Genomic DNA, 14,138 nt, shown 5'->3' on the forward strand with positions numbered 1-14,138 from the left:
GACAACATGTAGATACCCAGAAAACAAAAACGGCCCGCAAGCGGGCCGTCTCGGAAATCCAGAAGTGTCAGCTGATCGCTGCCATCACCTTGGCGGTGATCTCTTCAACAGTGCCGACGCCTTCGACGCGACTGCACTTGGGCGTGCCCTGCACCGCTTCCAGGTTCTGGTAGAAGGCGACCAGCGGCTTGGTCTGGGAATGATAAAGGCTCAGACGGTGACGGATGGTTTCCTCAAGATCGTCCTTGCGCTGAATCAGCTCTTCGCCTGTCAGATCATCGACTCCAGCCACCTTCGGCGGGTTGTGCTCGGTGTGATAAACGCGGCCTGAAGCCGGGTGCACACGACGACCCGACAGGCGACCGACGATCTCCTCGTCGTCTACCGCAATCTCCAGCACATGGTCCAGGTGAACGCCCGCATCACGCAGCGCTTCGGCCTGGGGAATGGTGCGAGGGAAGCCATCAAAGAGGAAACCGTTAGCGCAATCAGGCTGCTGCAGGCGCTCTTGGATCAAAGCAATGATGATCTCGTCGGAGACCAGACCACCACTGTCCATGACGTCCTTGACCTGCAGGCCCAGCGGCGATTCAGCCTTGACCGCTGCACGCAACATGTCGCCCGTGGAGATTTGCGGAACGGTGAACTTCTCGGTGATGAAGCGGGCCTGTGTGCCTTTCCCGGCACCCGGCGCTCCCAGCAGAATGATGCGCATGGAGTAAGTCCTCAAGTTTGCAAATGGATGCCGCCAGGATCAATGCAACGCACTTTCAGCCCTGGCGAATCAAAAAATCTGGTCTGCCGCCATGCGACAAAAGGTTGAACACGATACACAGCGCACAGAATGCAGACAAGCGGCGCCCGGGGCGCCGCAGCAAGCTGATCAAGACGGGCCTGATAGGACGAAAAAATGCCACAGACTGCTCATGAAAGCGTTTCCCAGACGCGACCTGAGCAGCCCCTGTGAGCGTCAGCCAGTGTTGCGCAATCCGGCTGCAATGCCTGCCACGCTGACCAGCAAGGCTTGCTCCAGAGGGCTTTCCGCCGGGCTTTGCTGTTGCCGTGAACGTGCCAGCAGTTCGGTCTGCATCAGATGCAACGGATCGAGATAGGTATTGCGCAGGCTGAACGCTTCAAGGCTGGTAGGGTTGTGCGCCAGCAGCACTGACTGCCCGGTCAACTCGAGCACCGCCGCAACCGCCTGCGACAATCTGTCACGCAGATCGCACCCTAACGGCAGCAGCTCTGCGCTGACCAGACGCGCATCGTAGCGTTCGGCGATCTCCGCGTCGGCTTTGGCCAGGACCATCTCAAGCATGTCGATGCGGGTGCTGAAAAACGGCCAGTGCTCGCGCATCGTCTTGAGCCGTTCACGTTCGCCTCGTTCTAACGCGCCGCGTAGGGCCTGCTCCCAGCCCAGCCAGGCGGGCAGCATCAGTCGCGTCTGGGTCCAGGCGAATATCCAGGGAATCGCGCGCAGGCTTTCGACACCGCCTGCGCGGCGCTTCGATGGGCGGCTGCCCAACGGCAGCCGCCCAAGCTCCTGTTCCGGCGTCGCCTGGCGGAAATATTCGACGAACTGCGGATGGTCGCGCACCACGCTGCGGTAGGTCGACACGCCGTCTGCCGCGAGCTTTTCCATGGTTTCACGCCAGTCCGGCTCAGGCATAGGCGGTGGTAGCAAGGTCGCTTCGAGCACAGCTGCCAGGTAAAGGCTGAGATTTTGCTCGGCGATATCCGGCAGGCCAAACTTGAAACGGATCATTTCCCCCTGCTCGGTGGTCCGGAATCGCCCCGCCACCGATCCCGGGGGTTGGGAAAGAATGGCCGCGTGCGCCGGTCCGCCACCACGTCCAACCGTGCCGCCACGGCCATGGAATAGAAGCAGTTCGACCTGATGATCACGGCAGATCTCGACCAGGTTTTCCTGCGCACGGTACTGCGCCCAGGCCGCCGCGGTGGTGCCGGCATCCTTGGCAGAATCCGAATAGCCGATCATCACTTCCTGCGGGCCTTGCAAACGCTGCCGATAGCCGGGCAACCCGAGCAATTTGTCGATGGCCGGGCCGGCATTGTCGAGATCGGCCAGTGTCTCGAACAGCGGCACGACCCGCATCGGGCGTTGCAGCCCTGCCTCCTTGAGCAGCAGCTGTACGGCCAGCACATCCGAGGCACCCTTGGCCATGGAAATGACATAGGAGCCAAGCGAGGCGCCGGGGGCCTGCGCCACCACGCGGCAGGTATCAAGCACTTCGGCCGTTTCGGCCGAGGGTTGGAAGTTAGGCGGTAGCAACGGCCGGCGGTTATTCAATTCCGACTGCAGGAAATCCAGACGCTGCTGCTCATCCCACTGATCGTAATGGCCGATACCCAAATAATCGGTAATTTCCGCCAGCGCGGCAACATGCCGGGACGAGTCCTGGCGGACATCCAGACGCACCAGAAATAGACCGAACGCAGCGGCCCGACGCAGGGTGTCGAGTAAGTCGCCGTCGGCAATCATGCCCATCCCGCAGGCGTGCAGCGAGTGGTAACAGAGCTCCAGCGGTTCGCACAGATCGCGGTTGTTCAGCAACACCTCTGCTGGTGCAGGCTGGTCATGCTCGAGCGCCATACTGGCCCATTCACGCGTGGCCTGCAGACGTTCGCGCAGGGTCTTGAGCAGGGCCCGGTAAGGCTCGGCCGACTGCCCGCTGCGCTTGAGCAGTTCATCGCTGGCGGTCTGCATCGACAGCGCCGTGATCAAGCCGTCGATATCTCGCAGGAACAGGTCTGCAGCAACCCCGCGCGCCAGCAGCAGGACTTCCCGGGTGACCTTCGCCGTCACATTGGGGTTGCCGTCACGGTCGCCGCCCATCCAGGATGCAAAGCGGATCGGCGCGACGTCCAGCGGCAGATGCAGGCTGGTGCTGCGTTTGAGCGCCTGATCGGTCTGTCGCAGAACGTTCGGAAGCGCTTGCCACAACGAATTCTCGATCACGGCAAACCCCCACTTCGCCTCCTCTACTGGCGTTGGCCGGCTGCGACGAATCTCTTCGGTATGCCAGGCCTCGGCCACAAGCCGCTGCAGCCGCAGCTCGATCTTGGCCAGTTCGCCCGGGCCGAGGTCAGTGTGATCCCGAGCCGCCAGCTGCGCGGCAATGGCGTCGTATTTCTGGATCAAGGTGCGCCGTGAGACTTCGGTCGGGTGTGCGGTCAGCACCAGCTCGATATCGAGTCGGCCAACCTGACGCGCCAGGAACTCCTGGCCGAATCCTTCGCCTTTCAGGCGTTCGAGCAGGCCATCCAATGCGCCGGCTTCGGACGGGGCCGGCTCGTCGGGGCGCCGCCTGCGCACCTGGTGATATTGCTCAGCAATATTGGCCAGGTTGAGAAACTGACTGAAGGCGCGGGTCATCGGCAGCATCTCGTCATCGCCCAACCCGTCGAGCGTTTCCTGCAGCAGCCGCGCACCGTCAGCCGAGCCACGGCGCGCGCCCTTGGCGCCCTTGCGGATACGCTCGATCTTGTCGAAGAAGGCATCGCCGTGTTGCTCGCGAATTGCATTGCCCAGCAGCTCGCCGAGCAGATGAACGTTTTCGCGCAAACGCGCGTCAATCTTCGCCATGTTCGCCTCTCTTTTACAGGCCGCCGCATCGGAAGTTCGTAACTGAATGCCCGCGATGCTGAACGGCTACGCTGTAGGAACCGTCCAAACAGAGTGCACAGCGTCTACGACTAAGACAAGGCATAGCAGAGCAAGCCTGTCGATGCTGGGTCGTAATACCCGCCAATATTGCTCGCGAGGCGAGCTAAGGATGGAGCTAGATGAAGATTTCAGAATTGGTCCGTGAATGGGAAAGCAGTGCCAAGGGCCGCATGAGCGCCGCCCAGTACACCATCCCATTGGATGTCGAAAGCGCGGCAAGGCTGGCTGCTCTGGGCGAAATGTATCCGAAGCGCAGCACCGAAGAGCTGCTGGGCGAACTGGTCGGCGCAGCCCTCGAAGGGATCGAGACCAGCCTTCCCTACGAGCAGGGTTCCAAGGTGATTTCGACGGACGAGCAAGGCGACCCGATCTACGAAGACATCGGACCAACGCCGCGATTCCTGGCGCTCTCGCGCAAGCATCTCGAGCGTTTACTTGCCGAACGGGCTGAGAAATCCTGATCGAATCCGAACGCTGAACAGCCGTCCATGCGTCCGAGGTAGCCCGTGCATGCCACCTCGTGCCTTGTTCAATGGCTCTAGATCGCCGTCCTCTCGTCGTTTCGTTTGTTTTTCACTGGAACGATTACAGCCAGCCGGCCTCACAAAAACATGCCCGTTCTGATTGCTGACCATTTTTAACAAGTGCAAGCCACAGCGTAACGGGCACTGTTTTCGATATCCCATCCGATATCCCAATGGAGACTGGCCATGAAAATGAACACCATCGAAAGCCCGCTATCGCGATTCCAGCTACCCAAGCTGGCAGCCGTTGCACTTGGGGGCCTGTTGCTGGTTGGCTGTGCCGGCAATCCACCCAACGAGCAGTTCGCTGTAACCGAATCGGCCGTCCGTAGCGCCGTCAGCGCTGGGGCTACCCAGTACGCTCCCGTGGATATGCGTGCCGCTCAGGAAAAGTGGAAGCAAGCCGAACTTGCCATGCAGAAAGAAAACTATGACGAAGCCCGTCGACTTGCACAGCAGGCCGAATGGGACGCACGCGTTGCGGAGCGCAAGGCACAAGCTGCCAAGGCCCAAAAGGCCGTTGAGGACGCCCAGAAGGGAATTCAGGAGCTGCGCGAAGAAAGCATGCGCGGCCTTCAGCAGTAACCCTATCCCTTCCGCACTCCCTTTAGCAGAGGATGAATCGACATGCATAAGCTAGTAGCCATCCCCACAGCGATCGCCATGAGCATCGGTCTTGCTGCCTGCTCGTCGCAGCCCAACCAGAATCTGGAAACGGCACGCAGCGAGTTCGCATCACTGCAGAGCAATCCGCTGTCACAAAAATATGCCGCCCTGGAAACCCAGGACGCCTCCAAGCAACTCGACGAAGCCAACAAGGCCTATCTGAGCGACGCGGATGAAGAGCGCGTCGACCAGCTTGCCTATCTGGCCAACCGCCGGATTGACCTGGCCGAGCAGACCATCGAATTGCGCAAGGCTGAGCAACAGATCGAGCAGGCTTCCACCAAGCGGGCGCAGGCACGGCTTGAATCCCGCGAGGCGATGCTCAAGCGTCAGCAAGACGAGATCCGCCAGCTGCAGCAGGACCTGCAGGCCAAGCAGACCGAGCGCGGCACTCTGGTGACCTTTGGCGACGTGCTGTTCGACCTGAATAAGGCCGAGCTCAAGTCAGCCGGCATGCGTGATGTACAGAAGCTGGCGGAGTTTCTAAACGAAAATCCGGAGCGCAAGGTCATGGTCGAAGGCTATACCGATAGCACCGGCTCCGACTCTTACAACCAGCAGCTGTCGGAGCGTCGAGCTGAAGCGGTGCGCCGTGCGCTGGTCCGTTCCGGTGTGGAAATCGATCGAATCCAGACCGTCGGTTACGGTGAAGCGTATCCGGTCGCAAGCAACGACTCGCCAGCAAGCCGGGCGATGAATCGTCGCGTCGAAGTGACGATCTCCAACGATAACAAGCGCGTAGCACCGCGCTCTTCCATGCAGCAATAGCCGCTCGGAAACGCGTCGGCAGTACCGAAGCCCGCCTTATGGCGGGCTTCTTGTTTTCATGGCGGTGCGACGCTACGGCTTGGTTGCCGGAGCCCGCTCGGTCGGCACCTGCTGACCCATGCAGCGGATCGCGCGCTTGCGGTTATCCACCAGCACACCGGTCAGGCCTTTCTGCTCGGTATCGAAAAGCACCAGCACACCGTCGATGCACTCCGCTACCTGGGGCGCGGGCTTGAGCGAGACCCGATAGTCTTCACCGGGAATGGTCTTGAGCATCGTGTAGTCGGCCAGCAACAGGGCGTCCTCCGGCTTGGCGATGTGCACGTAACCATAGAAGGAGAGCACCGCAACGGTGCCTATGACGCTGCCGATGGCGGTGAGAATCAGCGGAATGGGGTTGCGTTCGGACATGACGGGGTCGCCTGATCAAAGGGCCGGTATTGTCGCAAAAATAACGGCTTGAGCGCGAAACCCGCTCGCTGCCCGCCCCGATCATTCGACGTGGAGCCCTTCCGCCAGGGCCGGCTTGCCGCGAAAGTGCCAGCAAACTTGTTTGGCAGTAATCGTCCACCATTGCCAAGACGAATAGCTCTTCCCGCTCACACGCTAACCATCGAAGGTTGTTCAACTGCTGCGCTGCCATGCTTGCCGTTGCACGCGAGCGTCCACCTGCCTTCAATAGAACGAGCCCGACATGGTCCTATCCGCCAGCCCCGACGCCCCCGACCTGAACCAAGCCTTCGCTGCAGTCCCAGACCTGATCGCTTATTGGGCCAGGCATCGGCCGGACCAATCGGCGCTACTTCAAGATGGGCGCCGCCTGAGTTACGCAGAACTCGACACCTTGATCAGCAGCGTCGCCGCCGCGCTGCAGCGTGACGGTCTGCTGCCCGGCAACTCGTTGGCGATCTGTGCCTACAACTCGATTGAATACGCCGTCGTGTTTCTCGGCGCGTTGCGCGCCGGCTTAGCCGTGGCACCGGTGGCGCCCTCGGCCAGTGCCGAAAGCCTGCTGACCATGCTCGCTGACGCCGCGCCCCGCCTGCTATTTATTGACGCTCATGCGGCGCAACACCTGGAGCCGGTAGAAGCACGCTTGCCCTGTCCAACCCTGCGCCTGGACCAGACGGCGGCGAATGGACTGTCCGGTTGGCTGAGTGATGCCACGCCAGAGTCTGTAGCGATCCAGCCGGAATGGGCGTTCAACATCATCTATTCGTCCGGCACCACCGGGGAGCCCAAGGGCATCGTGCAATCTCACGCCATGCGTTGGGCCCATGTTCGACGCAGTGCCGCCTACGGATACGGCGATGAGGCCACCACGCTTATCTCCACGCCGCTGTACTCCAACACCACGCTGGTGGCGTTTCTCCCAACCCTGGCTCTGGGCAGCTGCGTGGTGCTGATGAGCAAGTTCGACGCGGGCGAATACCTGCGCCTTGCCCAGCGGCACGCGGTGACCCATACGATGCTGGTGCCGGTGCAGTACCAGCGGCTCATGGCGCGCGAGGACTTCGAGCAATACGATCTCAGCCACTTCCGCTACAAAATGTGCACCAGCGCGCCGTTCGGTGCCGCACTGAAAGCCGAAGTCCTGGCACGCTGGCCCGGCGGGCTGATCGACACCTACGGCATGACCGAGGGCGGCGGCACCTGCATTCTGGCTGCGCACGAGTACCCGGATAAATTGCACACGGTCGGCCGTCCGGCTGAGGGGCATGACATTCGTGTGATTGACGATGAAGGCCACGAGTTGCCTGTCGGCTCGATTGGAGAAATCGTCGGACATTCCCCCGCAATGATGACCGGCTACCTGAACAAGCCCGAGAAAACGGCCGAAGCCGAATGGTTCGACCCCAGCGGTAAACGCTTCATCCGTACCGGCGACATTGGTCGCTTCGATGCGGACGGGTTCCTGACGCTGGTTGACCGCAAAAAGGACATGATCATTTCCGGCGGTTTCAATCTCTACCCTAGTGATCTCGAGGCGATTCTGCGTGAGCATCCGGCCATCGCCGATGTCGCTGTGTTCGGCGTGCCCTCGACGCGCTGGGGTGAAACGCCGGTCGCCTTCGTGGTGCTCGCCAAGGGCGAGATGGCGACCCCCGAGGCGCTGCTGGACGGGTTCAACAGCCGCGTGGGCAAGACGCAACGCCTGGCACAACTGGTGCTGACGGACGAGCTGCCGCGCAGTGCCATCGGCAAAGTGCTCAAGCGTGAACTACGCGATCAATACCAGGTTGAGCACGGCGCAGCTGACTGAAGAGAACCAGCCAGCGCCCCCAGGCGCTGGCGCCGCGGCCGGGGCGGCTCATCGAGACCGCAACGTGCCTGGCGCGGATCAATAACCGCGCTGGATATCAATCACGCCGCTAATGGTCCGGCCGTCTTCCAGCGCGACGATCTTCTCGGCGATCTGAACGATGGTCGCCTCGCGCAGCGTTCGCGCGGAAACATGCGGGGTGAGCGACACCTGCGGCATCTGCCAGAACGGATGCGAAGACGGCAGCGGTTCCTCACGGAACACGTCCAGCACTGCGCGAGTCACCTTGCCCTCTTCGATGGCACGGCAGAGATCCTCATCGACCAGATGCTCGCCGCGGCCCACGTTTACGACTACCGCGTCAAGCCGCAGCCGTGACAGCAGCGAGTAGTCGATCAGATCGCGGGTGCTGTCGGTCAAGGGCAGCGTATTGACCAGCACGCGCGTTTCGCCAAGAAAATCATTCAACCCTGCCTCGCCAGCAAAGCAGCGCACGCCGTCAAGGCGGTGCTCGGAGCGCGACCATCCCATAACGGGGTACTCCAGCGTCGCCAGCGTTTTGGCGACACGCTGGCCGATATGCCCAAGCCCGAGCACGCCAACCGGCCACTCGCTGCGTTCGATGGGCCGCCGCAGCTTCCACTGACCGGCCGCCTGCTGTTCACGATAGGCGTCCATGTCGCGGCTGATGCCGATCACATGATAGGCCACGTATTCAGCCATTTGCACCGCCATGCCCGCGTCTTCGAGGCGAACAATCGGAATGTCGCGCGGCAGATTCGGTATGCGTACCAGCGCATCCACGCCGGCGCCGAGGTTGAACACGGCCTTCAGCCGCGGCTCTTTATCGAACAGCGCCGCCGGTGGATGCCAGACGATGGCGTAATCCGCACCGCAACTCGGACTGTCCGGCTGCCAGACCTGGATATCGGCGTCTGGCAACTGTTGCTGAATCAGGCTGGTCCAGCGCTCGGGTTTGGGATCGGCGGCGACGAAGAGGATTTTCATGGTCACTCAGTTTTATTCCTTGGAAGACATCTGCAACGCGCAAAGCGTACTGCTATATCGCATAGACATGCCCATTGGCTTCCAGCAGGCGCAACAACGCAGGCCAGGTCAGCTTGGCGGCGCTGCCCAGCTCAGCCGATTGCTGGCGCGTCGTCTCGATGGCTGCCGCTGACGGCATATGGGTCGGGCCACAGGCCTGAGCGCGCACCTGAATCTCGCAGGCCTTCATCAGGAAGTAGAGGTAGGTGAAGGCTTCGGCGACGGTGCCGCCCGCCGTCAGCACGCCGTGGTTGCGCAGCATCATCATGCGCTTGTCGCCGAGGTCGCGGATCAGCCGCTCGCGTTCGCTCAAGTCCAACGCCACGCCTTCGTATTCGTGATAGCAGAGGTGATCGAGGCAGAGCATCGCGGTCTGGCTTAGCGGCAGCAGTCCATCGCGATGCGCCGAGACTGCCACACCGTCGGCGGCGTGAAGATGCATCACCGCCCCGGCGTCCTCACGCCCCATGTGCACGGCGCTGTGGATGGTGAAGCCGGCCGGGTTGACCCGATGCAGGCTGCCGCTCTGAACAATTTGCCCTTCCTGATCCACCTTCACCAACGACGAGGCGGTGATCTCCTGGAACAACAGCCCGTACGGGTTGATCAGGAAATGATGTTCTGGCCCCGGCACGCGGGCGGAGAGATGGGTGAACACCAGATCATCCCAACCGAAGTGCGCGACCAGTCGATAGGCGGCAGCCAAGTCCTTGCGCACCTGCCATTCAGCTTCCCGATTCGTAGCGGTTGAATCTTGCATCGCATCTGCTCCGTTGATTTGGAAGGCGCCAGCCGGCGCGGGCCCTTGCAATTGCTTGTCACCCCTCAGGCCTGTTCAGCGCCGACGGCGTGTTTGCGGTTTTCTTCTTCCTGCAGCGCACGCCACATCAGCTTGCCAGTGGAGGAGCGAGGCAACGAGCTGACGAACTCCACGTAGACCGGTGCCTTGTAGGCGGCCATCTCGGCCTTGCACCAGTCGATGATGTCCTGCTCGCTGACCTGTCCGGCCTGGCCCTCACGCAGCACAATGCACGCCTTCACCGTCTCGCCGCGCTTGGGGTCGGGCCGCGAAATGACGCAGCACTCCTGAATGGCGGGGTGGCGGTACATCAGGCTTTCCACTTCCGACGGCCAGACCTTGAATCCGGAGGCATTGATCATCCGCTTGACGCGATCGACCAGGAAGAAATAGCCCTCTTCATCGTAGTAGCCCATGTCGCCGGTGCGGAAAAATCGGTGGCCGTCCAGTTCGATGAAGGCGCGTTCGGTCTCTTCCGGGCGGTTCCAGTAGCCCTGGAACAGTTGCGGCCCGCGGCTGACGATTTCGCCCACTTCATCCGGGCCAAGCTCCTGCCCGGTGTTCAGGTCGATGACCCGGCTGTCGACGTCGAACACCGGAATCCCGAGGCACTGCGCCTTGGGTCGCGGCACCGGGTTGATGTGGGTAGCGGCGATGGTCTCGGAAAGCCCATAGCCTTCGATGTAGCGGAGGCCGGTCAGTCGATGCAGCTTTTCTTCCACCGCTTTGGGCATCGCCGCGCCACCGCCACCGACGCTGACCAGACTGGACAGGTCGTAGCGCTCGAGATCCGGATCGGAGAGAAAGTCGATGGCCATGGTGGCGATGTTGACCCAACCGGTCACCTGGTGGCGCTCGATCAGCTGCGCGGCAACCTTGCGGTCCCAGCGGGTCATGATCACGGCAGTGCCGCCGTTGTAGATCGGCCCGCTCATGGCGCCCTGCATGCCGGTCACATGGAAATACGGCAGGGTTGCGAGGATCACCGATTCGCTGGTGCTGTTGGTCCAGACCACCCGATGAATGATGGTCGCCATCGCCGAACGGTGGGTGTGCATGCAGCCCTTGGGCGCGCCGGTGGTGCCGGAGCTGTAGGGGAACACGCAGAGATCGTCCGGGCCGGCCGTGTGCGGGCCGGGTCTGCAGCCTGCGTTGAGGGCATCACGCCAGCCGATGCCCCCCGTGAAACTCGGGGTGACCGCCGCAGCCTGCACTTCAGCCGGCAGCGCCAGGTCGGTGGGCACTCGCACGTAATCCGAATACGCGGCAACCACGACATGCCTTAAATTCGCGGTTCCGACCAGCGGAGCAATGAAGCCGGTCAGCTCCTGCCCACAGAGGCACACGGAGGCGCCGGTGTCGTGCAGATAATGCTCCAGCTCGGCGCTGTGGTTCATCGGATTGACCGGGATCACCACGGCATCGGCGCGCAGAATCGCGTAATAGGCGATGGTAAATTGCGGGGAGTTCTGCATGTACAGCAGTACCCGATCGCCTTTTTCCACGCCCAAATGCTGAAGGTAACCGGCCAGCGCCTCCACCTCGCGCAGGAGTTCGGTATAGGTTATCAGGGTGTCGTAATAGACGATGGCTGGCTTGTCGGGAAAACGCCGCGCCGAGATCTCGAGATTGGTGAACAGGCTGGTTTCCGGCACGCTCAGGTGCTTGGGCAGATCGTCAGGCCAGACCACATGATGACGAGTGAACATTACAGAACTCCTGAATCGCAATTGTTGGCCAGATCGGCCACAGCCCACTCTTCGCCCCATTCGAGCCAGGCACGGGTTTCGCGCAGCGGGGTGATGGCGATGCGCTTCTCGCGCAGCGCTGCGACGTCGAGTTCGGGGTCCGTGAGGTGAGCCGATGAGTGCTCGAAGCCAAGCCACCAGTACGGCAGGCCTCGCCCGTCATGGCCCGCCTGCAAACGCGGCCGGGTGATCGAGCCATGGGACTGACGGGTCATTCGCAGATGGCTGACAAGATCAGCCGAGCACGCCGGGAAATTCACATTCCAGCAGCAGCCGTTCTCATCGCGACGTGCCCACAGCGCACGGATGGTGGCCGCGGCGTAGCGCTCGACGCCTGACCAGTCGATGGCGGTTCGATCAAGGAAGGCCTGGCTCAGACCGATAGCCGGCACGCCCAGCAGATCAGCACTGAGCACCGCCCCAAGGGTTCCGGAATAAGGCACCGAGTCGCCGATGTTCGCCCCACTGTTGACGCCGGACAGCACCAGGTCAGGCGGCGCGTCCTGCAGCCATTCGGCCATGGCGAACATGACGCAGTCCGACGGCGTGCCGGAGACGGCGAAGCGGCGTTCACCGTGGTGGTATACCCGCAACGGCGCATGCACCGAAATGCCCTGACCCGTACCACTCTGGTCGTGCTCGGGTGCGACCACCCAGACTTCCTCGGCCAGTTGCGCGGCAATTCGCTCGAGCAGTGCCAACCCCGGCGCGGCGATACCGTCGTCATTGGTCAGAAGAACGCGCCGTAATAATGGTTTGCTCATGCCACCACCCCGCTGTTGCCACGCTGGGCGATCCGCCAGCCCGCCTCAGCCAAGAGACCGGCACGCTGGCCAACCTGCAACGCATCGGCATTGCTGGCATTGCCCTGCAGGGCTCGCGCGTACACGCCCTGCAGAATCGCCGCGAGCCGGAACAGTGAAAACGCCACGAACACATGCCAGTCGTCGATGCCATCACGCCCGCTCTTCAGGCAATACCGTTGCAGCACCTCGTGCTCGGACGGAATACCCTGCGCCTGCAGATCGATGCCGATCAGACCACGCAAACCGTCGACGCCGGCTGGCAGGTGATACGGCAGGCAGAAGTAGGCCAGGTCCGCCAGCGGATGGCCGACGGTGGACAGCTCCCAATCCAGAATCGCCCCGACCTTCGCCTCGCCCGGCGCGAAGATCAGATTGCCGAGGCGGTAGTCACCGTGGGCAATGGCGCATTCGTCATGCTGCGGGACCTGCTCCGGCAGCCATTGCATCAGATGTTCCATCGCCGGCATGTCGCCGGTGCGAGACGCCTGATACTGACCGGACCAACGTTTCACCTGACGGGCGAAATAGCCCTGAGCCTTGCCGAAATCGCTCAACCCCGACGCTTCAACGTCGACCTGATGCAGCGCGGCCAGCGTATCGATAGCGGCCAGGTGGATCGATTGGCGTTCGGCGACCGGCAATTCGTCCAGGGCCGGGTGACTAAAGATTCGTCCTTCAATGTGGTCCATTACGTAGAACGCGGTGCCTATGATGCTTTCGTCTTCGCACAGCAGGTACACCGAGGGCACCGGCACGCTGCTGTGTTCGGAGAGCGCACGGATCACCTTGTACTCGCGTTCGACCATGTGCGCCGAGGGCAGCACCTTGCCCGGCGGTTTCTTGCGCAGCACGTAACGGCGCCCGGCGCTTTCCAGAAGGTAGGTGGGGTTGGACTGGCCGCCTTGAAACTGATGGACCAGCAGATCGTCACCCATCTGCGGCAGATGCTCGCGCAGGTATCGAGCCAGGGCCGCCTCGTCGAATCGATGCGCAGGCAGAACGTCGATCAGCTCGGGTTCGTTCATCGACGGGTCCTCAACATGCGGTTTCGCCACCATCGGCGACGATCACCTGGCCAGTGATATAGGCACTGGCGGGCACTGCCAGGAAGACCGCGAGACCGGCGATGTCCACCGGCTCACCGATACGGCGCAGCGGTGTCTTTTCGGCGGCGCGGCGAACCCGCTCAGGATCATCGAGCAATGCCTTGGCGAAATCGGTACGCACCAGCCCCGGCGCGATGGCGTTGACGCGGATGCCCTTTGGCCCCCACTCCGCCGCCAGGTTACGCGCCAGTGCCGCTTCGGCTGCTTTGGATACGCCGTAGGTGCCGATCACGGTGTTGCCGCGCAATCCCGCAATGCTGGAAAGCATGATGACCGCGCCTTCGCCACGCTCGGCCATTTGCGGCAGCACCATGTTGGACAGCCAGAAGGTGCCCTTGACGTTGGTGTCCATGATCTTGTCCCAGGCGTCGTCGGTCAGCTCGCTGGTGGGACCGTAAACCGGGTTGGTAGCCGCGTTGCAGACCAGCACGTCGATGCGCCCCCAGGTCTGCAAAGTGGTGTCGACCAGCCGTTGCAGGTCTTCCTTGCGCCCCACGTGGCAGGGCACGGCGATGGCCTCGAAGCCAGCCGCGTTCAGCTCGGCAGCAACGGCCTCGCAGGCGTCGGCCTTGCGGCTAGAAATCACCACCCGCGCGCCGCAACGGGCCATTTCTTCGGCAATGGAGCGACCGATACCGCGAGTGGAACCCGTGATCAGCGCCACCTTTCCAGACAGGTCGAATAAGGGATTGGTCATCGGACGGCATCCTTCTTGTTGTTTTG

At 62.1% G+C, this 14,138-nt stretch carries 13 protein-coding genes; 4 read left to right on the forward strand and 9 right to left on the reverse strand.

Annotation, left to right across the window (positions count from 1 at the left end; all coding sequences use genetic code 11):
* Positions 1–67: 67 nt before the first annotated feature.
* Positions 68–715 (reverse strand): adenylate kinase, encoded by a 648-nt coding sequence (gene adk, locus ACSSNI_RS13115; RefSeq protein WP_200639067.1) that lies wholly within the window; start codon positions 713–715, stop codon positions 68–70.
* Positions 716–970: 255 nt separating this feature from the next.
* Positions 971–3,607, reverse strand: a complete 2,637-nt coding sequence (gene ppc, locus ACSSNI_RS13120; RefSeq protein WP_200639066.1) for a phosphoenolpyruvate carboxylase — start codon at positions 3,605–3,607, stop codon at positions 971–973.
* Positions 3,608–3,807: 200 nt separating this feature from the next.
* Between ppc and ACSSNI_RS13125 the strand changes: the two genes are divergently transcribed.
* The 3 genes from ACSSNI_RS13125 to lptF all read left to right on the forward strand — a co-directional run bounded on the left by ACSSNI_RS13125 (position 3,808) and on the right by lptF (position 5,646).
* A complete protein-coding gene (locus ACSSNI_RS13125; protein ID WP_200639065.1) occupies positions 3,808–4,149 on the forward strand; it encodes a pilin assembly protein in 342 nt (113 codons plus the stop codon).
* Between the two features lie 249 nt (positions 4,150–4,398).
* Complete coding sequence (locus ACSSNI_RS13130; RefSeq protein ID WP_064480276.1) at positions 4,399–4,797, forward strand: DUF4398 domain-containing protein; 399 nt, start codon at positions 4,399–4,401, stop codon at positions 4,795–4,797.
* A 42-nt stretch (positions 4,798–4,839) separates the two neighbouring features.
* Positions 4,840–5,646, forward strand: a complete 807-nt coding sequence (lptF, locus tag ACSSNI_RS13135; RefSeq protein WP_064480277.1) for a lipotoxin F family OmpA-related lipoprotein LptF — start codon at positions 4,840–4,842, stop codon at positions 5,644–5,646.
* 72 nt (positions 5,647–5,718) lie between these two features.
* Here lptF and ACSSNI_RS13140 read toward each other — a convergent pair whose 3' ends face one another.
* Positions 5,719–6,057: a hypothetical protein gene (locus tag ACSSNI_RS13140; protein WP_064480278.1), complete on the reverse strand. Its 339-nt coding sequence runs from the start codon at positions 6,055–6,057 to the stop codon at positions 5,719–5,721.
* A gap of 283 nt (positions 6,058–6,340) precedes the next feature.
* Here ACSSNI_RS13140 and ACSSNI_RS13145 point away from each other — a divergent pair, with 283 nt between their 5' ends.
* Positions 6,341–7,909 (forward strand): class I adenylate-forming enzyme family protein, encoded by a 1,569-nt coding sequence (locus tag ACSSNI_RS13145; protein WP_200639064.1) that lies wholly within the window; start codon positions 6,341–6,343, stop codon positions 7,907–7,909.
* A gap of 78 nt (positions 7,910–7,987) precedes the next feature.
* On the opposite strand, the gene ACSSNI_RS13150 is transcribed toward ACSSNI_RS13145, so the two are convergent.
* From ACSSNI_RS13150 to ACSSNI_RS13175, 6 genes are all read right to left on the reverse strand, one after another.
* Positions 7,988–8,917 carry a 2-hydroxyacid dehydrogenase gene (locus ACSSNI_RS13150; protein WP_200639063.1) on the reverse strand — a complete coding sequence of 310 codons (930 nt, stop codon included), beginning with the start codon at positions 8,915–8,917 and terminating at the stop codon, positions 7,988–7,990.
* A 52-nt stretch (positions 8,918–8,969) separates the two neighbouring features.
* A complete protein-coding gene (locus tag ACSSNI_RS13155; RefSeq protein ID WP_045425379.1) occupies positions 8,970–9,716 on the reverse strand; it encodes a class II aldolase/adducin family protein in 747 nt (248 codons plus the stop codon).
* Between the two features lie 65 nt (positions 9,717–9,781).
* Complete coding sequence (locus ACSSNI_RS13160) at positions 9,782–11,464, reverse strand: long-chain fatty acid--CoA ligase (RefSeq protein ID WP_200639061.1); 1,683 nt, start codon at positions 11,462–11,464, stop codon at positions 9,782–9,784.
* Positions 11,464–12,267 carry a 5'/3'-nucleotidase SurE gene (gene surE, locus ACSSNI_RS13165; protein WP_200639059.1) on the reverse strand — a complete coding sequence of 268 codons (804 nt, stop codon included), beginning with the start codon at positions 12,265–12,267 and terminating at the stop codon, positions 11,464–11,466. Before surE ends, ACSSNI_RS13160 begins: the two co-directional genes overlap by 1 nt.
* Positions 12,264–13,334, reverse strand: coding sequence for a phosphotransferase (locus ACSSNI_RS13170; protein WP_200639057.1), 1,071 nt, complete (start codon positions 13,332–13,334; stop codon positions 12,264–12,266). The genes surE and ACSSNI_RS13170 overlap by 4 nt, the downstream gene beginning before the upstream one ends.
* A gap of 10 nt (positions 13,335–13,344) precedes the next feature.
* The gene (locus ACSSNI_RS13175; protein ID WP_200639056.1) at positions 13,345–14,112 is read right to left on the reverse strand and encodes an SDR family NAD(P)-dependent oxidoreductase; all 768 of its coding nucleotides are present in this window, start codon (positions 14,110–14,112) and stop codon (positions 13,345–13,347) included.
* Between the last annotated feature and the right edge of the window lie 26 nt (positions 14,113–14,138).

The organism is Stutzerimonas tianxiuensis (genome assembly GCF_053470365.1).

Excerpts from the sequence above, each read along its gene's own strand:
- adk (WP_200639067.1), bottom strand. The coding sequence starts at position 715 with ATGCGCATCATTCTGCTGGGAGCGCCGGGTGCCGGGAAAGGCACACAG.
- ppc (WP_200639066.1), bottom strand. The coding sequence starts at position 3,607 with ATGGCGAAGATTGACGCGCGTTTGCGCGAAAACGTTCATCTGCTCGGC.
- ACSSNI_RS13125 (WP_200639065.1), top strand. The coding sequence starts at position 3,808 with ATGAAGATTTCAGAATTGGTCCGTGAATGGGAAAGCAGTGCCAAGGGC.
- ACSSNI_RS13130 (WP_064480276.1), top strand. The coding sequence starts at position 4,399 with ATGAAAATGAACACCATCGAAAGCCCGCTATCGCGATTCCAGCTACCC.
- lptF (WP_064480277.1), top strand. The coding sequence starts at position 4,840 with ATGCATAAGCTAGTAGCCATCCCCACAGCGATCGCCATGAGCATCGGT.
- ACSSNI_RS13140 (WP_064480278.1), bottom strand. The coding sequence starts at position 6,057 with ATGTCCGAACGCAACCCCATTCCGCTGATTCTCACCGCCATCGGCAGC.
- ACSSNI_RS13145 (WP_200639064.1), top strand. The coding sequence starts at position 6,341 with ATGGTCCTATCCGCCAGCCCCGACGCCCCCGACCTGAACCAAGCCTTC.
- ACSSNI_RS13150 (WP_200639063.1), bottom strand. The coding sequence starts at position 8,917 with ATGAAAATCCTCTTCGTCGCCGCCGATCCCAAACCCGAGCGCTGGACC.
- ACSSNI_RS13155 (WP_045425379.1), bottom strand. The coding sequence starts at position 9,716 with ATGCAAGATTCAACCGCTACGAATCGGGAAGCTGAATGGCAGGTGCGC.
- ACSSNI_RS13160 (WP_200639061.1), bottom strand. The coding sequence starts at position 11,464 with ATGTTCACTCGTCATCATGTGGTCTGGCCTGACGATCTGCCCAAGCAC.
- surE (WP_200639059.1), bottom strand. The coding sequence starts at position 12,267 with ATGAGCAAACCATTATTACGGCGCGTTCTTCTGACCAATGACGACGGT.
- ACSSNI_RS13170 (WP_200639057.1), bottom strand. The coding sequence starts at position 13,334 with ATGAACGAACCCGAGCTGATCGACGTTCTGCCTGCGCATCGATTCGAC.
- ACSSNI_RS13175 (WP_200639056.1), bottom strand. The coding sequence starts at position 14,112 with ATGACCAATCCCTTATTCGACCTGTCTGGAAAGGTGGCGCTGATCACG.